Below are 19,525 nucleotides of genomic sequence, written 5' to 3' on the forward strand. Positions count from 1 at the left end.
CGGGCCCGGCCATCATGCCCTGATCCGGTGGGATGCGTCGCGCGGATGGTGGGAGGAGGTGCGAGCCGGGTCATGTCCCGGCCCTGTGGCTCAGCTCTTGTCCTGGAAGGTCTGTTTCGCGACCAGCTTTCCGTCGCGGAAGCAGAAGCGGAAGACAGTTGTGACGTCATCGGGGTCGTCGGACCCGAAGTGACGGCAGGTCGCGCCCTCCGGGGGGCGTGGGCCCATGTTCTTGTAGTCCTCGGTCAGCACCGAGTCGTCGTCGGGCAGTTTGGCCTGCACGTCGGCTTCGGGAGACCCGGGCTCGGCCGATTCGTAGACGCTCGGCGGGATCATGGCCTTGTCCAACTCGTCCATCAGCGCGCTCACTCCCCAGACGGCCAGAGTTATCAGGCTCACGACGAGGACGACGGCGGTGATGCCGCAGCCGATGGCCATGTTCTTCCTGCTGCTCATGGTGGCGGCGAACTCCCCTTGTGGATCAGCACGGTTGATGACCGCTCCACTGTGATCCGCCGTGCCGGCCCCGGACTGCCCTCCGAAGTCGTCGTCCTGGTATACGGAGGTCGCACCGTCCGGGTGGGGCCGTGACTCGCCGACACCGTTGCCGTAGGGCAGCATGCCCGCGATGCGGAAGCCGCCGTCCGCGGTGGGCCCGGTGTGCACCATGCCGCCGACGAGCCGGGCTCGCTCCTGCAGTCCTCTCAGCCCCTGGCCGCCGCTGACCGCTGCCGGGACGTCCGGTGTCCGGGCGGGCGCGGGCCCGTTGGCGACCTCGACAACCAGGCTGTCCGGTTCGTAGCGCAGGGAAAGGGTGATCGGCGCGCCCGGGGCGTGCTTGTGGGCGTTGGTCAGGCCCTCCTGGGCGATGCGGTACGCCGCGTGGTCGGCGGCGGGCGCCAGCGGCCGGACGGGTCCGGACCGGTGCAGGTCCACGGTCGCGCCTGCGGCCCGGGACGACGCGATGAGGCCGTCCAGGGAGGCGACCGATCGGGAGCGCGGACGTTCGCCGCCGGTGTCGGCGGCCGCACCCGGCGGGTGCCCAGCCGTCGTCCCGACGTGCTCGGGGCGGCTGTCCGGCCGGTCTCTGTCGGCCCGGTCCACGTGGAGGATGCCAACGGCCTCGCGAAGTTCCGCCATCGCGTTCACCGAGGCGTCCCGCAGGATGCGCACCCCCTCACGCTGGCGGTCGGTCAGGTCCGGATCGACCTGCAGGGCGCCCGTATGCACGGAGATCAGCGCGAGTTGGTGACCGAGGCTGTCGTGCATGTCCTGGGCTATGCGGTTGCGCTCCAGCAGGCGCGCCTGCTGCGCCACCATGGTCTGCTCGCGTACGAGCTGGATGTTGTTCCGCTGCAGTGCGTCCAGCAGCGCTCGGCGCTGCGCCCGGTACCGGGCGGCCAGTCCTGGCACGATCGTCAGTGCGAGGAACACGCCTGCGCCCAGTGCACCGGCGGAGGCCAGCGACAGATCGGGGTCCGCGTTGAGCTCGTTCCGGGCCAGCACGGCGGTATGCACCAGGAGGGCGAGGGCGTACGTGGCGACCACGCGCCGGGGCCGCATGATGCGGCTGCCCGCCGACCAACTCGCGTAGACGAGTAGCGGCACCGTGGCGGCGGACGCCCCGGCCGCGGCCGCCGAGAGGACCAGGACGGTCGCCGGCCAGGCGCGCCGCAGCAACGACAGCAGGGCAACACCCGTGACGACAGCGGCGGTTCGCACGCCGAACCCGTTCCCCACGGCGTCGAACAGACCCGCCAGCCCGGCCAGGACAACGGCGAGCACGGTCTCCCCGGCGATCCGACTGCGACTCCAGGGAATCGCGGCGTCAGGCCGGAGCCGGAGTCGGAGCGTCCGGGCGACACGGGCGGTGTTTGATTCGTCCACTCTCACGGGCCGACGATAGACAGCCTTCGGGAGCGCCCGCATCATCCCTGCGTCGTGCCGGCGGACGACGAAAGTGAACAACCCCGTAGAGGACAGGCGCGGTTGAGAGCTCCCGCGCTGCTGTCGTTGGTAGCTGCGGGCCGCGACTTTCGGGGACTGCACCGGGGCGCCCGTCGTGGCGACGATGGTGCAGACCACGAACAGCAGCGGGCAGTGCACTCCTGGACCGGGTACGCCGGGCAGTGCCAGAGAAGGAATACGGGAGACATCACGTGGACAATGCACACCTCCAGGGACACGAGCGGTTCACCCTCCGGCAGAAGACGGCCCTGATGGTGAACCGGTATGTGGTGACCGCGGCCCGCCCCGACGGCTCCGAGGGCGAGGTCGTCGCCTTCGCCGAGCAGAAGCGAGTGACGCTCAAGGAGCAGGTGGCCATCTACACCGACGAGTCCATGGAGCACGTCCTGTGCACCTTCGAGGCCCGCCAGGTCGTCGATCTCAACGCCGTCTACGATGTACGGGATGCGCTGGGCAACACCATCGGATCGTTCCGGAAAAAGCCGGTCGCCTCCTTGCTGCGCTCCACGTGGAGCATGGACCAGCCGGGGACGACGGAGCTCACCGGGCGCGAGCGCAGTCGGGTGGTGGCCGTGGTGCGCCGGGTCTGGGAACTGCTGCCGTTCACCGATTTCGTGCCGTTCTTCTGGCCGTACCACTTCGATTTCACCGTGGGCGACAAGCGATTGATGGCATTCGACAAGAAATTCGGACTGCGTGACCGATACGTCCTCGACATAGCGGCCCCCGACCTCGACCGCCGCCTCGCCATCGCACAGGCCGTGGCACTGGACGCCCTGCAGTCGCGCTGACGGCCAAGCGCTCCTGGAAATGAGGCCACTGTCGAGGGGACGGAAAACCCTTGGAGACGGACCCACGGGTCGTGTCACGCTGTCACCCACCGAAGGGGTGTAGCTCAGAGGCCAGAGCGCCGGTCTCCAAAACCGGATGTCGCAGGTTCGACTCCTGCCGCCCCTGCCACCGAGATTTCCTCGACGAATGGTCTCGTGAGGTCGCTTGGCCCAGGAAATCCCGCGCGTCGCGATGATTTGTGCGGTGTTCAGCGGTCGTACTCTCGAACCCGTCACCGAGGAGGACCCCTGATGCGCAGCGTGACCTATTCGATGAACGTCTCGCTTGACGGCTACATCGTCGGGCCGGACGGCAACTTCAACTGGACGGCGCCGGACGAGGACGTCTTTCGTTTCTGGATCGACGGGATCCGAGAGGTCGGCGTCCACCTGCTGGGACGACGGCTGTACGAGACGATGCTGTACTGGGAGACCGCCGCTCAGGATCCATCGCTCGACGACGCACAGCTCGAGTGGGTCGAGCTCTGGAACCCGCTCCCGAAGGTGGTGTTCTCCACCTCGCTGTCAGAGGTGCAGGGCAGTGCCCGCCTGGCTTCCGGAAGTCTGGCGGAGGAGATCGAGCGCTTGAGGGCCGAGCCGGGGGAGGGCGACATCGCTATCGGCGGCGCGACCCTCGCGGCCGAGGCTGCCGCAGCGGGACTGATCGACGAGTACCGGGTCGTGGTCTATCCGGTGCTGGTCGGCGGTGGCCTTTCGTACTTCCCTCAGAACGAGCGACGTGTGGACCTCCAGCTCGTCGAGACCCGCACCTTCAACTCAGGAGTCGTCTACCTCCGCCACCGTGTAGCGCGCTGACCGGCTCGGTCGCCGAGCCCCAGGGAAGAGGGCGCAACCAGTGCGGTTCCTGGGAGCGCCGACGAGGAAAGCCCGCTCGGAGTGGCCGAGGGAGCCTCGGAGGCGCCCGGCCTAGGCTATTGGCCATGCCTGCACGCAATCCGTCATTCACGGTCGCCGACGACGTGGAGGTGCCCAGCCCTTCACCCGGCGAGCTCTGGACCGTCGGCGCGGTCATCCTCAACTGTGCCGGCGAAGCCTTCGCGCAAAAGCGAAGCCCGGACCGTCGGCTCTTCCCCGACACCTGGGACATCGTGGGTGGCCACGTCGAGGCAGGGGAGTCGCTTCTCGAAGCCCTCGCACGTGAGATCAAGGAGGAGACCGGCTGGCGCCTGAGACACGTACGGCAGTTCCTCGGCACCATGACCTGGACGGGTGACGACGGCGCTGGTCTCCGCCACGAGGCCGACTACCTCGTCGAGGTCGACGGCGAGTTGGACAACCCTGCTCTGGAGTGGAGCAAGCACTCCACCTACGCCTGGTTCGGTCCCGACAGCCTCGGCCGACTCAAAGAGAATTGCACGACTGGTGAGTTCCTGATCCACGACCTCATCGCACGGGCCTCCCACTTGGCGTCGCTCAGCCCACCCCGACCCATGTCCACAGCAACGACCGGGCACGAAGCGCCCGCATGCCGATCAGACCAGTGTTGGCCGGTGCCACCCATCACGGGGTAGGGCGCACTCCAGGGTGACGGCGAAAGATCATTGCGAGACGATGCCCGCCGCGCCGATGAGATTTCGGGCCGGGGCCGGTCTGTAGGGGTATGGACACTCACACACTCGAGACAACCGACGCGGACTTCGTCTATGACGTGCGCGGGCCGCTGCCGACCACAGATGGACGCCCGCCGTTGTTCATGATCGGGCAGCCGATGGACGCCAGTGGCTTTGCCGCGCTCGCGGCACGCTTCCCCGAACGAACCGTTGTCACCTACGACCCGCGCGGGCTCGGTCGCAGCACGCGAAAGGACGGTCGGGTCGACCACACGCCGCACACCCAGGCTGACGACGTACACGCCGTCATCGAAGCACTCGGGGTCGGGCCGGTCGAGATGTTCGCAAGCAGTGGTGGAGCGATCACCGCGCTTGCGGTCGTGGCGAAACACCCCGAGGACGTGACCACCCTGGTTGCGCACGAGCCCCCGCTCATCACCCTCACACCGGACGGCGCGGCGGCCGTGCGGGCGCGGGCCGGTGTCCGGGAGGCGTACGAGAAGCGGGGGTGGGGGGCGGGGATGGCCGCCTTCGTGGCCATGACCTCGTGGGAGGGAGAATTCACCGAGGCGTACTTCGCACAACCAGAGGCTGATCCCGCCGCTTTCGGGATGCCCACACAGGACGACGGCTCGCGTGACGATCCGCTGCTGTCCGACCGTTCGTGGGCGGTCAGCAGCTACCGTCCCGATGTCGATGCGATCACCGCCGCGCCGACCCGCGTCGTGATCGCTGTGGGCGAGGAGTCCGAAAGCCTGCTGACCTGGCGCACTTCCGTTGCGACTGCTGACCTTCTCGGGCAGCAGGTGAGCGTGTTCCCGAGCCATCACGGCGGCTTCTGCGACGGAGAGTTCGGATATCCGGGAAAGCCCGACGAGTTCGCGCATCGGCTGCGGGAGGTCCTTGACGGCGCCTCGTAGGGCAAGTGCTGGACGGGTGGTTCCGAGTACCTCAGTCGGGACATCGCGAGGTTGTCCCCGTGAGGTGTGGCATCGCCGTCGGGTCACTACGCACGACAGTCCGCCAGGCACTGTCCGGCGGATCATGTGGCCGTGTTGGCACCACGTGCGTTTTTGCGGGCCGGACTGCGCCCGGTGGCGCGGCGTTTCTGCCCCTCGGGCATGGGCAGGACTGCCAGTGCGGTATCTGCAATGTTCCGCAGCGTTTCCGGGTCCAGGCCGGCCTTGCCTACCGCCTCGATACCGCGGACCACCGTCAGCAGCAGTGCCGCCAACCGCTCCGGATCCGCAGCGCTGTCGATGTCGCCGTGGCGCTGGGCTGCGCTGATCTCCGTCCGGAGCAGGGTCAGCAGTGCCGTCATGGTCTCGGCCGACCGTCCGGCGACCGTCGGATCGTGCTGGGCCAGTTCCGCCGCGCCCTTGGCCAACAGGCACCCGCGGCGTTCGGTGTCGGAGGCGGTGTTCTCCGCCATCAGGTGCACGTATTCCGACAGCCGGACCAAGGCCTCTGCGTCCGGGCCACCTGCCAGCCGCTCTTCGGCCACCTCAACGACTGCGGTGCACCAGTCGCCGAACACACGGTGGAACAGCTTGCCCTTGTCGCCGAATGCGCCGTACAGGCTGCCCTTTCCCAGGCCGGTCGCCTGGGCGATGTCGTCCATCCGGGTTCCTGCATAGCCGGTCGCCCAGAACTGTTCCCGGGCCCGCTCCAGGACTTGGCGTTCGTCGAATGCGCGTGGTCTCGGCATGGTCTCAGCGTATCCATTCTTGACTCGATCGTCCATTACTGCCTACGTTGTGGACGATCCATTCCACAACTGAAGGGCTTCGACATGCCAGGCGTGCTGCAGGAGAAGGTGGCCGTGATCACCGGAGGGACCAGCGGGATCGGGCTGGCCATCGCCCACCGCTTCGTCCGGGAGGGCGCACGGGTCTTCGTGACCGGCCGGGACATCGACCGCCTCGAAGCGGCAGTCAAGGAGATCGGCCCGGCGGCCACCGGCGTACGATCCGACGTCTCGGTCCTGGCCGACCTGGACGCGCTCTACGCGCGAGTCCGTGAGGAGGCCGGACGCATCGACGTGCTGGTGGCCAACGCGGGAATCGTCGCGGACGCCGCGCTCGGCGCCCACACCGAGGCGAACGTCGACCTGACACTCGCCGTCAACGTCAAGGGCCCACTGTTCACCGTCCAGAAGGCGCTTCCGCTGCTGGCGGAGAACGCCTCCGTCCTGGTCATCGGCTCAAGCAACAGCGTGCGCCCCAATGAGCACCTCGAGGTCTACAGCGCATCGAAGGCAGCGTTGAGCAACCTCGTGCACAACTGGGCCCGGCAATCGCGAGAGCGTCGATTCCGGGTCAACGTCCTCAGCCCGGGACCCACACGAACCCCTGCCCTGCTGCGCGCCGCGGGGCCGGACGTCGACCAGTTCGCCGAGGCCGTCGTGCCACTGGGGCGGCTGGCCGACGCCGAGGAAATCGCCGAGGCCGCCCTCTTCCTGGCTTCGGCCGCCTCGTCGTTCGTCACCGGCGCCGAACTCTTCGCCGACGGCGGCTACACCCGGGCCTGAACGACGGCCGGTGGTGCGTATCCGGTTCCCTCGAAGCAGTGGGTCGCACTCCCGGCCGCTCCCCAGTTCAGGGTGAGGGAGTGCATACCTCGGTGACGTGCACGGCGTTGCCGTTCAGCAGCAGCAGCAGCAGCAGCAGCAGGGCGGGCAGGGCCCGGATCTCGGGGATTTCGGGCGCTCCGGCCTGTCAGGGGACCCCCAGTTCGAACAGGACGTATCCCGCGTACGAGCCTGACGCGACCGCCATGATGCCGAGCAGGCAGCACAGCAGGGGCAGCGGGACGTTGCGGAGTCGGATGGCGAGGGAGACGAAGAGGGGGAAGGCGGGGAGCAGGTACCGGGAGACGTTGCCGAAGATCTGCTGGCTGCCCATCACCATGGCGAAGGTGAGGACGGTGTAGACGGTCAGGACGAGCGGTGGGCGCTGGCGGATCAGGAGGGGGATCAGGAGCAGCGCCAGGAGCGTGACCATGGCGCCGATCACGTCTGCGAAGGGGTAGGCGAAGAGGTAGTCGAAGTGGCCCACCGCCATGGAGGTGAAGACGTTCACCGTGTGTTTGCCGTAGTCGAAGGAGTGGGCCCACGCGCGGTCCTGGAGCTCGAAGTAGCCGCCCAGGTCGCCCATCGCGTTGCCGACCCAGAGCAGGTAGCCAACGAGCCCGAGTGGCGCGATCAGTATCGCGGTCCAGGGGCGGGCGATGTCTTCGTGGCGGCGATGCAGTGCCAGGAGCGCGGCGACGGTGAGGGCGGCGATGAGTGCGACGGCGGTGGGCCGGTTCAGTCCTGCGGTGAACGTGAGGACGCCCGCGGTGAGCCAGCGGTCGTTCATGACGGAGTGGCAGGTCCAGACGGCGAGGGCGACGTAGAGGGACTCCGAGTAGCCTGCCCACTCCACGCCGGAGCCCGGCCAGACGGCCCACAGTCCGGCCGCGGCGAGTCCGGCGCGTCTGCCGCCGAGCTGGGCGGCGACGGCGTAGATGCCGAGGGCGGCGACGAACGAGGCGACGACGGAGACCAGCATGCCGGAGCCGTACAGGCCGAGCCCCGTGCACTCGGAGACCAGTCGCATGGTCGCCGGGTACAGGGGGAAGAACGCGGCTGAGTTGCCTTCGAGGGTGATCAGTCCCTTGGCGCCGGGGACGGGGACCAGCGCGGGGTCGTAGCCGTGTGCGGCGACCTGCTGGTACCACCATCCGTCCCAGCTGGCCAGCACGTCCCAGGCGTGGGTTCCGCCACCGAATCGCGGGTCTTTCTTGCGGAAGTCCCCGGCGGAGTCCAGCAGGTACATGAAGACGATGAAGCCGATCAGCTTCAGAACGCCGTACAGCGCAAGCACCGGCAGGTAGTGCCTGGCCGCGCGACGCAGCCGGATGTGCAACACCCTGCCCGTCTCCGTACCGGTGCCCGTGTCCGGGGCGGGGAGACGGGGGGAGTCCGGATCGGCGAGGGACGTCAGCGTTGTCGTGTCGTTCATGCGGCGGTGTGCTCCGTCCCACGGCGGCGGGCGGGGAACACCCAGGCCCGCAGGAGCAGAAAGCGCAGCAGAGTGGCCGCCAGATTGGCGGCGACGAGCACCGCGACCTCCGCCAGGCGGGCGGCGCCGGGTGCCATGTGGTGCAGCGCGGCGAGCGAGCCGCTGGTGAGAGCGAGGCCCATCCCGAAGACCAGCAGCCCCTTGGCCTGGTGGCGCAGCGCGCCGCCGCGACCGCGCAGCCCGAAGGTGAGCCGCCGGTTCGCGGCCGTGTTGGCGATCGCGCAGACCAGCAGTGCCAGCGCATTGGCAGCCTGCGGGCCCACCGTCGGACGCAGAGCCGCGTAGAGCAGGACGTAGCCGATGGTGCTGACCGCTCCCACGGCGCCGAAGCGCAGCAGCTGACCGGCCAGTCCACCCGCCGGTTCGCCGTCGCCTTGGCGCAGAGCGGTCGTCGGGAGCATGCCGCGGGCCAGGGCCCGGCCGATCCTGGCGATGCCGCGCAGATCCGCCAGCGCCGTGGCGAGGATGTCGACCCGGCTGTCGGGGTCGTCCACCCAGTCGACCGGTATCTCGTGGATGCGCAGACCCGCCCGCTCGGCGATCACCAGCAGTTCGGTGTCGAAGAACCACTCGGAGTCCTTCACCAGGGGCAGCAGCCGCTCGGCCACGTCACGCCGGACCGCTTTGAACCCGCACTGCGCGTCGGAGAACTGCACCGCGAGCGTGGAGCGCAACAGGGCGTTGTAGCAGCGCGATATGACCTCCCGCTTGGGGCCGCGCACCACCCGGGATCCGGGGGCCAGACGGGTGCCGATGGCGATGTCGGAGTGCCCCGAGATCAGCGGGGCGACCAGCGGCAGCAGCGCGCTGAGGTCTGTCGACAGATCGACGTCAAGATACGCGAGGACCGGCGCCCTCGACCGGGACCAGGCGGCGTGCAGGGCCCGGCCCCGGCCCTTCTCCGCCAGGCGCAGCCACTGCGTCTCGGGGAGTTCGGCAGCGAGCCGGGCCGCGATCAGCGGAGTTGCGTCGGTGCTTGCGTTGTCCGCGACGGTGACGCGGAAGGGGTACGGGAAGGTCTCGCGCAGGTGCGCGTGAAGTCTTCGTACGCTCGCCTCCAGATCTTGCTGCTCGTTGTAGACCGGCACGACCACATCCAGAACCGGCTCATGGTGGTGTGCCGGCAGCGGCGTGCGCAGCGGCAGTTGATCCATCAGTTTTGTCACGTTTCGATCCATTGGGGGGTTCGTCGCAGGCATGCCGCGGCCGCCCATGGCAGCGCTGCGAGCCGGGATTGCCGGCAGTGAGGTTGAGGGTCGGTGCGGCCCCGGCTATCCGGAGCCCGCGGACGCAGACGGCTCCCACGTCGTGGCCGGTGATGTCGGCGGACTTGTCATCGTCGTCGACGCTCTGGGTGTTCCGGTGGCTGAGGGCGGCGGATTCGTGGTTCGGGACGCGGTCGGGTCCGAGGACCCTGTGGTCGAACTCCCGGTGGTGGCCGGCTCCGTGGCGGGAGCGGAGGTTCCCTCGGCGGTCGGGGTGGAGTTGGCCGTGGACGTCGCGCCCGGTGTCGGCTCAGCGCCTGTGTCCGAAGGTGCCGGGCTCACCACAGGCCGCGGAGCGGGAGCCTGCGGCCTGACCTCGTCGGAGGTCTGGGGCAGGAGGAAGAAGCCAAGGCCCACTCCGGCGACGGCCACGACCGAGCCGACGGCCTTCTGCGCCGCGCGGACACGGCGCCGGGCCCGAACGGCGGACCGCAGCCGCGCCTTGTGCCGCGACTCGAAGGGAGTGTGTTCCTGGGCGTCGCGCATCATCCGCGCCAACTCCCGCTCGAAGTGGTCCATATGGTCTCCTCCTCACCGCACCGGCTCGATGACGTCGGTCAGAATCCGACGCAGGCGCGCCACACCACGCGACGCATGGGTCCGTACGGTGCCCACCGGGCACCCCAGCACCTCCGCGACCTGCCTCTCCGGCAGATCCTGGTAATAGCGCAGCACGACCACCGCCCGCTGCCGCGGCGGCAACTGCGCCAACGCGGCCTCCAGACGCGAGCGTTCGGCCACCGCAGAGGACATGTCACCGGCCGCCGCCAGGTCGGGCAGCTGTTCGACCGGCCGTTCGCCCCACCAGCGCCGCCGCGCCGAGCGCGCCGCCGCTCGTGCCAGGACCTGGCGTACGTACGCCTCCGGGGCCTCCTCCGCAATCCTGGGCCAGACGAACCAGAGCTTGACCAGAGCCTCCTGGAGCAGATCCTCGGCCCGGTGCCGGTCGCCGCCCACGAGCAGATGGGCGAGGTGAAGCAAGCCGGGCCAGCGGGCCGCCACAAAACCGTCGAACCCTTCGGCTCGACTCTGCTCCTCCATCCCACCCTCCCCGTTCTGGTCAGCCCGCTACTTGGGGAAAGACTGTGGACACCGCCCCACGATTCACTTCAGCCTCGTGATCCGGGTCACATCACTTTGCAGTTGAGGGATGATCGCTCTCGGTGCGATCTCCACCACCGCTCTGAGTGCCGTGTTGGCCACGGCCTGCTCCCGCCTCGCGGGGTCGCAGCGCATCATGCGGAGACGCCGCCATACGCCTCTGCCGCCCGTCGAGTCCAGCCTTTTGGCGACCGCTGAAAACATGGCCGCCCCGACGGGGGTGTGCCACTGTTCTGTCGACCGGTGAACGGACAGAGGGTGGAAGGCACCCTCGCCGAAAACGGCACAGGCCTCGGCCTGTGCCCGTGCAGCGGCGAGACCGTCACCGTCAACGGCCACCCCAATGACCTGTGGGTGTCCACGGGGAAGAGGATCGGCCAGTACTCGTTCCGGGGGAGTGCTGTGTATCTGCAGGACGGCAGCCACGGGGGCCTGACCGTCGAGAACGGCTACTGCTGGGAGCCTTGACCGGCTTCGGAGATGCGCAAGCACGGCAACGGTCGCAGCCACGGGGGCTGACAGTCCGTCCGTCAGGGCCGGCCACGGTCCGAACAGTCACACGCACACGACACATGACCGCTTGGTTGTCCCGCGTGTCCATCAGGCGGGAGAGACCAACTCCGCAGCACACAAGGGGGAAACATGAGATTCAACCGTTCAGTCCTGACTGCGGCCGCATTCGCCGCTCTCGCGGTGGGAGCCACGACCGCCCTGGCGGCACCCGCCTCCGCGGCACCCAACACCACGCCGCAGAAGGTCTGCGGAAGCGCCTACAAGACCGTGAACTCGGCGGCTGTCGGCTCGCTGGGCACGATCTATCTGACGTACAACTCCGCGAACGGCCAGAACTGCGTGGCCACCATCCGCAACAACCCCGGCGCCGCCGTGGACATGTCCACCTGGGTCCACATCCCCGACACCCAGGAGTATGCGGAGGACTACGGGCGGTACACCTCGTACGCGGGTCCGGCCTACGTGTACGGCAAGGGGTACTGCGTCAGTTGGGGCGGTGGGATCAACAACGTGTACGTGCAGGTGAACGACTCCAACTGCGACGCACGCAAGGAGCACCGGGTCACCACCACCCGCTGACCTGTTGCTTGACGGCCATGCCGTCCGACGTAGTGCTCCTTGAGCGGCAGCCGCCAGTGTGGCTGGCCAACTCACCGGGGAGTACGTGGAGTTGAGTACGAAGGCCCCTGGCGGGCGATGTCGGTGGACTCTCCCGCCAGGGGCCGGGGCTGCGCCTTGATTTTCGCAGTACGGGCTGATGGCCCGTGACAACCGCTACCAGCGACGACGCGTCTCGTGGTCCTGTCGTGCGGCTGGTGCGGGGATGCGTCGGTACGCGGCGCGGGCGTTGACGATGCGGGCGACGGCGGTTCCTGCGACCGCTGCGGCGAGCAGGCATGAGAGCCAGGTGGTGTCCCGGTGCCCGGCCCAGGTGAGCTCTCCCGCAGGTGGAATGGCGAAGCCGTTGAGGAAGAGCCAGCACAGTACGGCGGTTCCGGGGGCCGCGGTGAGGCGGGCGAACAACCCGAGCAGGGCAGCGAGGAGGGACAGCGCGATCAGCGCCGTGGTGGGGTGTCCCCGACCGCCGAGGTGGCTGGTGAGCGCCACCAGCAGCAGGGCGCCGATGGAGGCCGCGAACCAGACGAGCCGGGTCGCGACGGGCTGCGGAACTGCTCTGGCACCTGTGCTCAGCCGTACCCACTCGATCATGCCCATGGCGCCTCTCTGTTCGCTTTCCTGCGCGAGTGCGGAACAGAGCCCGCAGTCTCGCCAGGTCCGTGCCACAGGCGAATTCTTCCAGGCGGACGTCAGTTGCGGGTACTCCGCGCCTGAGCAGAACCCCGTTGCCGGGCATCGGAGTGCGGCACGAATTGGACCGCCAGAGGCTCTCGGCCGGTGTCACCTTCTTCCATCGGGCCGGGGCTCGTCGTCGTCCCCGTCACCGGTTGGGGGCGTCGGGCTCACGCCCCCTGCGTGGCGTCGATCTCGGCGATGAGCGCCTCGATGCGGTTCTTGATTTCGTCGCGGATCGGCCGTACTGACTCGACGCCCTTGCCTGCGGGGTCCTCCAGAGCCCAGTCGAGATACTTCTTGCCGGGGAAGATCGGGCAGGCGTCGCCGCAGCCCATGGTGATGACGTAGTCGGAGGCCTGGACGGCCTCGGTGGTCAGGATCTTCGGTTTGGCGTTGGCGATGTCGACGCCGACTTCCCTCATGGCCGCGACGGCGGCCGGGTTGACCTGGTCGCCGGGGACGGAGCCGGCCGAGCGCACCTCGATCCGGTCGCCCGCGAGGTGGCTGAGGAAGCCGGCGGCCATCTGGGAGCGGCCCGCGTTGTGGACGCAGACGAACAGCACGGAGGCGAGCGGGGCGGCAGGCATGGGTTCTTCCTTCACGGTCTGGATCAACGCGGCTGCGGTGCGCGGTGGTTCAGGCGGGCAAGGTGGCCAGTGGTGCGGTGGTTCGGTGATGTGGGCGTCGGGGGCGTCGCGGATTGCCCGTACGGCGGCGAGCGGTGCGCCGTCGAGGCCGGCCGCGAGACCTCTCCGGCGGTCTGTAGGTCAGCCCGGACTGGTATCAGTGTCGGGTGATGTGACAGTATCAGCCCATGATGACGTCAGTCGACACTGATCTGATGCGGGTCCTCGCCGACCCGCTCCGCCTCCAGATCGTCACTCTCCTCGCCAAGGAGACGCTCTGCTCCACTCACCTGATCGAGGAGACGGGTGCGAAGCAGACCAACCTCTCCAACCACCTGAGAGTGCTGCGCGAGGCCGGGGTCGTGGAGACGGAGCCGTGCGGGCGCTTCACGTACTACAAGCTCAAGCCGGACGTCATCGCCTCGCTCGCCGGTCAGTTCGCCGACCTGGCCGAGTCCGCTCGCCATGCCGCCGACAACAAGAGGGCCTGCCCGTGACCCCCACCGAAGCACCCGCGACGTCCCCCACCGGGGATTCCTCCGTCGTCGCGAAACTGTCGACGCTCGACCGTTTCCTCGCCGTCTGGATCCTGGCCGCCATGGCCCTCGGCCTCGGTCTGGGGCGCGCGGTCCCCGGCCTCGACGACGCACTGGCCAAGGTCGAGATCGGCGGTATCTCCCTGCCCATCGCGGTCGGCCTCCTGATCATGATGTACCCGGTCCTGGCGAAGGTCCGCTACGACAAGCTCGACGCGGTCACCGGCGACAAGAAGCTCATGGTCTCCTCGCTGGTCATCAACTGGATCCTCGGCCCGGCCATCATGTTCGCCCTGGCGTGGATCTTCCTGCCGGACCTGCCCGAGTACCGCACCGGCCTGATCATCGTCGGTCTGGCCCGCTGCATCGCCATGGTCATCATCTGGAACGACCTCGCCTGCGGCGACCGCGAGGCGGCAGCCGTCCTGGTCGCCCTCAACTCCGTCTTCCAGGTCCTCACCTTCGGCCTGCTCGGCTGGTTCTACCTCGACCTGCTGCCCGGCTGGCTGAACCTCGGCGACGGCGAACACCTCGACATCTCCATGTGGAAGATCGCCCTGAACGTCGTCATCTTCCTCGGCATCCCGCTGCTCGCCGGCTTCCTCACCCGACGCGTCGGCGAGCAGAAGCTCGGCCGCGACCGCTACGAGTCCGGCTTCCTTCCGAAGATCGGTCCCTGGGCGCTCTACGGTCTGCTCTTCACGATCGTGATCCTCTTCGCCCTGCAGGGCAAGTCCATCACCTCGCAGCCCCTGGACGTGGTCCGGATCGCTGTGCCGCTGCTGGTCTACTTCGCCGTGATGTGGTTCGGCACCTTCGCCCTCGGCAAAGCCATCGGCCTCGCCTACGACCGCACCGCCACGCTCGCCTTCACAGCGGCGGGCAACAACTTCGAGCTCGCGATCGCGGTCGCCATCGCCACCTTCGGCGTCACCTCCGGCCAGGCCCTGTCCGGCGTGGTCGGCCCGCTGATCGAGGTGCCTGTCCTGGTCGCGCTCGTCTACGTGTCCCTGGCCTGGCGGCGCAAATTGTGGCCTGCTGCCTCCTCCCCGCTCTGATCGCCGCGAGCGTCGGCGCCGGGGTCGGCGCGGGCAGGAGGGGAGCAGGGTAGGAGGGGGGAGGAGCCGAAGCCGAGGGCCTGGCTCCAAGGGCTTGCATGAGCTGCCACCCCGATAGCGGTCCCGGAAGTATCGGATTGGCGGCTATTCCTGCGACAGGCCCTGCGCGTACCCGGAATTGTGGCCTCCACCACGGCGAATGCGGTCTTGACCTGGTGAGATCGCCGGATGCTCGGTTTCCTCCTCCGTCTCCTGCCGTTCTGGGTCCGCGAGCCGCTGCTCATCGCGGTCGGATCCGTCCTCGGCGTACGCATCATGTATCTCGCCATCAGTGATCGCGACCGGGTTGCGGCCGGTCTCAGCGTGGTGTTCCTCGTGTTCACCGCGGTACGCGTCTACGTGGTGGTCCGTGCTCTGCGTGCACGCCGGGACTCGAGTCCGGCGGTCTCCGCAGGCGGGGCGGCGGCCGATATTGCCGCCAAGGTCCAGCCCCAGGCCAAGGTCCAGCCCCAGGCCAAGGTCCAGCCCCAGGCCGGAGTTGGGCCGCGCCCCGTCCCGAGCACGCCGGAAAAGGAGCCCAACGCGTGGGGCCAGGCCTTCGCGGCCGTGGCCGTGTTCGGGGCACTCGCGGCAGCGGTGTGGGTGGGACCGAAGGTGATGCCGTCCGAAGACAGCACCCCGAAACCCGCCTCGTGTTCGGACGGAGAGCAAGAGGCGCTTCCGAGGACCTACAAGAAGACGCCTCGGCCGGTGACCGGTGAGGAGCTGTGCGAGGCACTCAACCGGCCAGACCTGGCCGAGCTCCTCGGAACGCCCGGAGAGATCGCGACCTCAGCTTCCGGCACAAGCAACACGGCTCCCCTGACCGACGGGAAGGTTGCCGCGCCGGAGGCCGAGGTCAGCTTCGACACGTACTCGGTGAATGTCTCGGCCACGTACAACAAGCTCACGACTGACCAGTACGTGAAGCTGATGAAGTACGGGAATGAGATAGACATCAGGACCCTCAAGGTTCTGGGTCGGCCCGCGGTCTTCGCCTCGGACCACACCATGAAGATCGAGATCAACCTCGGGGGTGGCGGATCCGGCGGACCGGTCGAACAGGGCCCCCTGGCCAGGACACTTACCGTGGCCCTCGACCGCCAAGACCACGGCGGCTACTGCGACATCACCGTATGGAGCGAGTCCGGAGCCCTCCCGAACGACAGCGTTCTCCTCGACATCGCTGAGAAGGTTCTTCCGACGATCCCCGAACGGCCTGTTCGATGAGGCGCTGCGAACCTGGGCCGCGAAAAGACTGATCCGATCGCCCGGTCGGCGTTGGCATTTGTCGCGTGACGGGGGCTCGGTGCGGTCGGCGCGCACGCGGCAACTGCTGGTCTGCCGTACGCGGTTGGGGCAACGCGTCCTCAGTCGCGCGACCAGGATCGCAGAGTCGCCAGCTGGGCGTGGTGCGCCCGCTACCGCTTCCCGACGGTGTAGGTCAGGTGGGTCACCCGGGACGATGCGTCCGTGCGGGACTGGTCGAGGGCGAGGCGGGCCGGGTCCACGCGGTCGAACAGACGGATACCGCTGCCGAACAGTACGGGCGCGAGAGTGATCGAGAACTCGTCGATCAGGCCGCCGTCCAGGTACTGCTGGATCGTCTCGGCGCCGCCGGAGATGCGGACGTCACGGTCTCCGGCGGCCTCACGGGCCTGGTCGAGGGCGCTGGAGATGCCGTCGTTGACAAAATGGAAGGTCGTGCCGCCCGGCCGCACCCACGGGTCACGCTTGGTGTGGGTGACGACGAACACCGGGGTGCGGAACGGAGCCTCCTCCGGCCATGCCAACTCGCCCGCGTCGAACATGCGCTTGCCCATGACGCTCGCGCCGGTGCGCTCGTACGTCGCCCGTGCGACGTCGTTGTCGATGCCTTCCTCGCCGCCCTCGCCGAGCTTGAGGGTCTCCCGGAACCACCGCTGCGGGAACAGCCACGCCTGCAGCTCCGACCATTTCGACATCCAGCGCTGGACCCTCGGGTCGTTCTGACCTACGGGGGAGAACACGAGCTCGACGGGCACGGCCTCCGGCGCCATGAAGCCGTCGAGCGACATCGTCACGCTGAAGAACACCTTTCCGCCCATCAGCCCTCCGCTCCCTTCGGTGTGGATTCGGTCCGGCCGGTGTCGTTCCGGGTGAGGCCGACGACGTACGCCGCCAGGTTGCGCAGCGTCTGCTCGCCGCCCTCGACCGCGTGGTACTTCTCCACCGCCTCGTCGCGCAGTTCCTTGGTGGGGAACACCGTGCGCATCACGATCCGGGTCTCCTCGCCGGCCGGTTCGAAGGTCAGGACCGACTCGAAGGCGTTGGGGTCGTCGCGGGACTCGCCGTGCACCAGCGCGATGCGTGTCGGCGGGACGATCTCGGTCCAGGTGATCCACTCCTGGTAGTCGGTCCCGTCCGGCCCGTGCATCACGAAGGCCCAGGCCCCGCCCGTGCGGAACTCGAAGGACCGCGTCGTGGTGGTGAACCCGTCCGGTCCCCACCACCGCGACAGGTGCCGCACCTGCGTGAACGCCTCGAACACCAGCTCCCGTGGGGCGCCGATGGTCCGGGAGATCACGACCTCGCGGTCCGCGGTCGTGTGGTCGGGCTCGCTGCCGCTACTGGTCTTCGTCATCCGGGGGTTCCTCCTGCCTTGCCTGTCTCAGATCTCGCACGTACTCGTCCAGCCGGTCGAAGGTCTCGTTCCAGAACTGTTCGAAGCCACCCACCCACTCGTGGATCGGCCGCAGCCCGCGGGCGTCCAGGCCGTACAGCCGCTGCTTGCCCGCTCCGCGGACCTGCACCAGCCCGACCTCGCGGAGGACCCGCAGGTGCTTGGACGCCTGCGGCTGGCTCATCCCGAGGTCCCGCGCCAGTTCGGTCACGGGCCGTTCGCCACCCCGCAGCAGCATCAGGATCTCCCGCCGCTGCGGCTCTGCGATCGCGTTGAACGCGTCCGAGGTCGTCGCCGCTCGTGCCATGAACCCATCGTATGCCCATAGCGGCATGCGTCAACGGCTGTGTGACCACCGTCAGTGGCGGCCGAGATCACCGGTCGGCCCGCACGCACTTACGGCTAATCCGCGTGTCACGCCCAACCTGGCGTCAGTCAGGGTTCCCGATGCTGGTGACCTACAATTATCTGTCCATGGAAGATGATTCTTCGGAAGATGAGTGATGGCTGACGCTGACCTGAAGCTGCTGTACCGGGAGCTGGTCTCTCTGGAGATCGAGCTGTGGGACGGCATCGAGGGGCGGTTGAGGGCCGAGTACGACCTGCCGCTGACCTCGTTCGAGGTGCTGCACCTGCTGCTGCAGCGGCCCGGACGGCGCATCCAGGACATCGCGGAGAAGTTCTCGATCACGGTGGGCGGCACCAGCAAGGTGGTCGATCGCCTGGAGGCGGCAGGCCTGTGTGAGCGGCGGGCCAATCCGAACGACCGCCGTTCCTCGATCGTCGAGCTGACATCCGAGGGGCGGAAGCTGGTGAGCGGGGCGCTGAAGGTCTTCGAGGAGGAGCTGGAACTGCGGATCGGGTCGGTGATCACCGAGCAGTCCGTCCGCGAGGTGACCGCGGTCCTCAGCACGCTGCGGGCAGCCGGACGCACCCTGGACGCGGAGCGGAGGGCCTCACGCACACCGGTACCGGCCGGGCGGGCGTCGAAGCAGCCCGGCCGACCTGCGACGTGAAACGTGACGGGTCGGCCGTGCCGGTGGGTCGACAGGCCGGGGCCGGACGAACACGGTCCCCGGCCCCGGCCTGTCAGTTCACGACTCAGTCGGCGATGCCGGCGAAGGCGATGACTTTGTCGATACGGCCGCGGACGAGGAGGTTGCCGGGGCCGCCGTTGCGTGCGGCGTACTCCTCGGCGCGGCCGTCGCCCATGTAGCGGGCGCCGAGGAGTCCGCCCCAGCGCAGCATGTCGTCGGGGGCCTCGGAGATCTCCGCGCGTCCGTGAAGCAGGACGAATGCGTACGGTGGCCGGTCCTCGTCGACGCAGAGGACGAACCGCCCGTCACGGGCGAGGTTGCGGCCTTTGACCCCGCTCTTCTCGGTGGTGAGCACGACGTCGTCGCCGTCGAGGAGAAACCACACCGGTGTCACGTGAGGGCTGCCGTCGGCGCGGACGGTGGACAGCTTGCCGGTGCGAGTGCCGTGCGTGGCGAAGGCCCGCCACTGCTGCTCGGTCATCTTCCGCATGGGGGTGCCTTTCGCATGTGTACGGCCTGACTTGTAGGTGTCCGGGGCCGACTCGGCCCCGGACACCCTTGGGGTCAGCCCCAGAAGGCGTCCTCGGTGGCCGGGTCCTCGGAGAAGAGCCACATCTCGGTGATCCTGCCGTCTGCGATGCGCAGGAGGTCGACGCCGTTCATGCTCATCGACGCGTTGTCGCGACGGCCGCTGAAGCGGATGGTGGCGCTGACCAGGTCGCCGTTGGCCATGAGTGTGTGGATCGTGTCGATGGCGAAGCTGCCCTGGCTGGCTTCCATCATCCCGCCGAGCATCTGGAAGACGGCGCCCTGGCCCTTGTGCTCGCCGGAGAACTGGTTGGCGCCCGGCTGGTGCCAGACGATCCCCTCGTCGAGGAGTCCGCCGAGGGTGGCCATGTCTCCCGTCTGCACGGCTTGGAAGTAGGTGCGGGCGATGTCGATGTTGGCGCTGGTCATGTCTT

24 protein-coding genes and 1 tRNA gene are annotated in these 19,525 nt (G+C 68.5%); 12 read left to right on the forward strand and 13 right to left on the reverse strand.

What is annotated here, in order from left to right; all coding sequences use genetic code 11:
- Nucleotides 1–90 precede the first annotated feature (90 nt).
- The gene (locus tag KUF83_RS32055) at nucleotides 91–1,929 is read right to left on the reverse strand and encodes a sensor histidine kinase (protein ID WP_217458601.1); all 1,839 of its coding nucleotides are present in this window, start codon (nucleotides 1,927–1,929) and stop codon (nucleotides 91–93) included.
- A gap of 230 nt (nucleotides 1,930–2,159) precedes the next feature.
- On the opposite strand from KUF83_RS32055, the gene KUF83_RS32060 reads away from it, so the two are divergent.
- The 5 genes from KUF83_RS32060 (at nucleotide 2,160) to KUF83_RS32080 (ending at nucleotide 5,289) form a co-directional block, all read left to right on the forward strand.
- A complete protein-coding gene (locus KUF83_RS32060) occupies nucleotides 2,160–2,759 on the forward strand; it encodes a hypothetical protein (RefSeq protein WP_374106215.1) in 600 nt (199 codons plus the stop codon).
- Nucleotides 2,760–2,852: 93 nt separating this feature from the next.
- Nucleotides 2,853–2,928, forward strand: a tRNA-Trp gene (locus KUF83_RS32065).
- A gap of 122 nt (nucleotides 2,929–3,050) precedes the next feature.
- Entirely contained in the window at nucleotides 3,051–3,614 is a 564-nt protein-coding gene (locus KUF83_RS32070; RefSeq protein WP_217458510.1) for a dihydrofolate reductase family protein, read from the forward strand.
- Nucleotides 3,615–3,739: 125 nt separating this feature from the next.
- Nucleotides 3,740–4,330: an NUDIX hydrolase gene (locus tag KUF83_RS32075; protein WP_217458511.1), complete on the forward strand. Its 591-nt coding sequence runs from the start codon at nucleotides 3,740–3,742 to the stop codon at nucleotides 4,328–4,330.
- An 89-nt stretch (nucleotides 4,331–4,419) separates the two neighbouring features.
- Nucleotides 4,420–5,289, forward strand: a complete 870-nt coding sequence (locus KUF83_RS32080; RefSeq protein WP_217458512.1) for an alpha/beta fold hydrolase — start codon at nucleotides 4,420–4,422, stop codon at nucleotides 5,287–5,289.
- Nucleotides 5,290–5,411: 122 nt separating this feature from the next.
- On the opposite strand, the gene KUF83_RS32085 is transcribed toward KUF83_RS32080, so the two are convergent.
- Nucleotides 5,412–6,077: a TetR/AcrR family transcriptional regulator gene (locus tag KUF83_RS32085; RefSeq protein WP_217458513.1), complete on the reverse strand. Its 666-nt coding sequence runs from the start codon at nucleotides 6,075–6,077 to the stop codon at nucleotides 5,412–5,414.
- An 84-nt stretch (nucleotides 6,078–6,161) separates the two neighbouring features.
- Here KUF83_RS32085 and KUF83_RS32090 point away from each other — a divergent pair, with 84 nt between their 5' ends.
- Entirely contained in the window at nucleotides 6,162–6,899 is a 738-nt protein-coding gene (locus tag KUF83_RS32090; RefSeq protein ID WP_217458514.1) for an SDR family NAD(P)-dependent oxidoreductase, read from the forward strand.
- A gap of 187 nt (nucleotides 6,900–7,086) precedes the next feature.
- Here the strand turns inward: KUF83_RS32090 and KUF83_RS32095 are convergent, their stop codons facing one another.
- The 4 genes from KUF83_RS32095 to KUF83_RS32110 all read right to left on the reverse strand — a co-directional run bounded on the left by KUF83_RS32095 (nucleotide 7,087) and on the right by KUF83_RS32110 (nucleotide 10,739).
- The gene (locus KUF83_RS32095; RefSeq protein WP_217458515.1) at nucleotides 7,087–8,373 is read right to left on the reverse strand and encodes a glycosyltransferase family 39 protein; all 1,287 of its coding nucleotides are present in this window, start codon (nucleotides 8,371–8,373) and stop codon (nucleotides 7,087–7,089) included.
- Nucleotides 8,370–9,587 carry a bifunctional glycosyltransferase family 2/GtrA family protein gene (locus KUF83_RS32100; RefSeq protein ID WP_217458603.1) on the reverse strand — a complete coding sequence of 406 codons (1,218 nt, stop codon included), beginning with the start codon at nucleotides 9,585–9,587 and terminating at the stop codon, nucleotides 8,370–8,372. The genes KUF83_RS32095 and KUF83_RS32100 overlap by 4 nt, the downstream gene beginning before the upstream one ends.
- Nucleotides 9,588–9,704: 117 nt before the next feature.
- Nucleotides 9,705–10,217, reverse strand: coding sequence for a hypothetical protein (locus KUF83_RS32105; protein WP_217458516.1), 513 nt, complete (start codon nucleotides 10,215–10,217; stop codon nucleotides 9,705–9,707).
- A 12-nt stretch (nucleotides 10,218–10,229) separates the two neighbouring features.
- A complete protein-coding gene (locus KUF83_RS32110) occupies nucleotides 10,230–10,739 on the reverse strand; it encodes a SigE family RNA polymerase sigma factor (protein ID WP_217458517.1) in 510 nt (169 codons plus the stop codon).
- A gap of 303 nt (nucleotides 10,740–11,042) precedes the next feature.
- Between KUF83_RS32110 and KUF83_RS32115 the strand changes: the two genes are divergently transcribed.
- Both KUF83_RS32115 and KUF83_RS32120 read left to right on the forward strand, forming a co-directional pair.
- Nucleotides 11,043–11,267 carry a hypothetical protein gene (locus KUF83_RS32115; protein WP_217458518.1) on the forward strand — a complete coding sequence of 75 codons (225 nt, stop codon included), beginning with the start codon at nucleotides 11,043–11,045 and terminating at the stop codon, nucleotides 11,265–11,267.
- Between the two features lie 174 nt (nucleotides 11,268–11,441).
- A complete protein-coding gene (locus tag KUF83_RS32120; protein WP_217458519.1) occupies nucleotides 11,442–11,891 on the forward strand; it encodes a spore-associated protein in 450 nt (149 codons plus the stop codon).
- A gap of 195 nt (nucleotides 11,892–12,086) precedes the next feature.
- On the opposite strand, the gene KUF83_RS32125 is transcribed toward KUF83_RS32120, so the two are convergent.
- Together KUF83_RS32125 and KUF83_RS32130 are read right to left on the reverse strand one after the other, a co-directional pair.
- Nucleotides 12,087–12,521: a hypothetical protein gene (locus KUF83_RS32125; RefSeq protein ID WP_217458604.1), complete on the reverse strand. Its 435-nt coding sequence runs from the start codon at nucleotides 12,519–12,521 to the stop codon at nucleotides 12,087–12,089.
- 251 nt (nucleotides 12,522–12,772) lie between these two features.
- A complete protein-coding gene (locus tag KUF83_RS32130) occupies nucleotides 12,773–13,192 on the reverse strand; it encodes an arsenate reductase ArsC (RefSeq protein WP_217458520.1) in 420 nt (139 codons plus the stop codon).
- 227 nt (nucleotides 13,193–13,419) lie between these two features.
- On the opposite strand from KUF83_RS32130, the gene KUF83_RS32135 reads away from it, so the two are divergent.
- From KUF83_RS32135 to KUF83_RS32145, 3 genes are all read left to right on the forward strand, one after another.
- A complete protein-coding gene (locus KUF83_RS32135) occupies nucleotides 13,420–13,728 on the forward strand; it encodes a helix-turn-helix transcriptional regulator (protein WP_217458521.1) in 309 nt (102 codons plus the stop codon).
- Nucleotides 13,725–14,825, forward strand: a complete 1,101-nt coding sequence (arsB, locus tag KUF83_RS32140; protein ID WP_217458522.1) for an ACR3 family arsenite efflux transporter — start codon at nucleotides 13,725–13,727, stop codon at nucleotides 14,823–14,825. Before KUF83_RS32135 ends, arsB begins: the two co-directional genes overlap by 4 nt.
- Nucleotides 14,826–15,053: 228 nt before the next feature.
- Nucleotides 15,054–16,094, forward strand: coding sequence for a DUF6215 domain-containing protein (locus KUF83_RS32145; RefSeq protein WP_217458523.1), 1,041 nt, complete (start codon nucleotides 15,054–15,056; stop codon nucleotides 16,092–16,094).
- A gap of 191 nt (nucleotides 16,095–16,285) precedes the next feature.
- Here the strand turns inward: KUF83_RS32145 and KUF83_RS32150 are convergent, their stop codons facing one another.
- From KUF83_RS32150 to KUF83_RS32160, 3 genes are read right to left on the reverse strand one after another with little or no spacing between them, the layout of a single operon-like run.
- Entirely contained in the window at nucleotides 16,286–16,951 is a 666-nt protein-coding gene (locus KUF83_RS32150; protein WP_217458524.1) for a dihydrofolate reductase family protein, read from the reverse strand.
- Entirely contained in the window at nucleotides 16,951–17,487 is a 537-nt protein-coding gene (locus KUF83_RS32155; RefSeq protein WP_217458525.1) for an SRPBCC family protein, read from the reverse strand. Before KUF83_RS32155 ends, KUF83_RS32150 begins: the two co-directional genes overlap by 1 nt.
- Entirely contained in the window at nucleotides 17,471–17,833 is a 363-nt protein-coding gene (locus tag KUF83_RS32160; protein ID WP_217458526.1) for a helix-turn-helix transcriptional regulator, read from the reverse strand. The genes KUF83_RS32155 and KUF83_RS32160 overlap by 17 nt, the downstream gene beginning before the upstream one ends.
- 196 nt (nucleotides 17,834–18,029) lie before the next feature.
- On the opposite strand from KUF83_RS32160, the gene KUF83_RS32165 reads away from it, so the two are divergent.
- Entirely contained in the window at nucleotides 18,030–18,542 is a 513-nt protein-coding gene (locus tag KUF83_RS32165) for a MarR family winged helix-turn-helix transcriptional regulator (RefSeq protein WP_217458527.1), read from the forward strand.
- A gap of 85 nt (nucleotides 18,543–18,627) precedes the next feature.
- On the opposite strand, the gene KUF83_RS32170 is transcribed toward KUF83_RS32165, so the two are convergent.
- Both KUF83_RS32170 and KUF83_RS32175 read right to left on the reverse strand, forming a co-directional pair.
- Nucleotides 18,628–19,053 carry a PPOX class F420-dependent oxidoreductase gene (locus KUF83_RS32170; protein WP_217458528.1) on the reverse strand — a complete coding sequence of 142 codons (426 nt, stop codon included), beginning with the start codon at nucleotides 19,051–19,053 and terminating at the stop codon, nucleotides 18,628–18,630.
- A 74-nt stretch (nucleotides 19,054–19,127) separates the two neighbouring features.
- Complete coding sequence (locus tag KUF83_RS32175) at nucleotides 19,128–19,520, reverse strand: nuclear transport factor 2 family protein (protein ID WP_217458529.1); 393 nt, start codon at nucleotides 19,518–19,520, stop codon at nucleotides 19,128–19,130.
- Nucleotides 19,521–19,525: the final 5 nt, after the last annotated feature.

The sequence above is a fragment of the Streptomyces sp. BV286 genome (assembly GCF_019090165.1).
Taxonomy (GTDB): Bacteria; Actinomycetota; Actinomycetes; order Streptomycetales; family Streptomycetaceae; genus Streptomyces.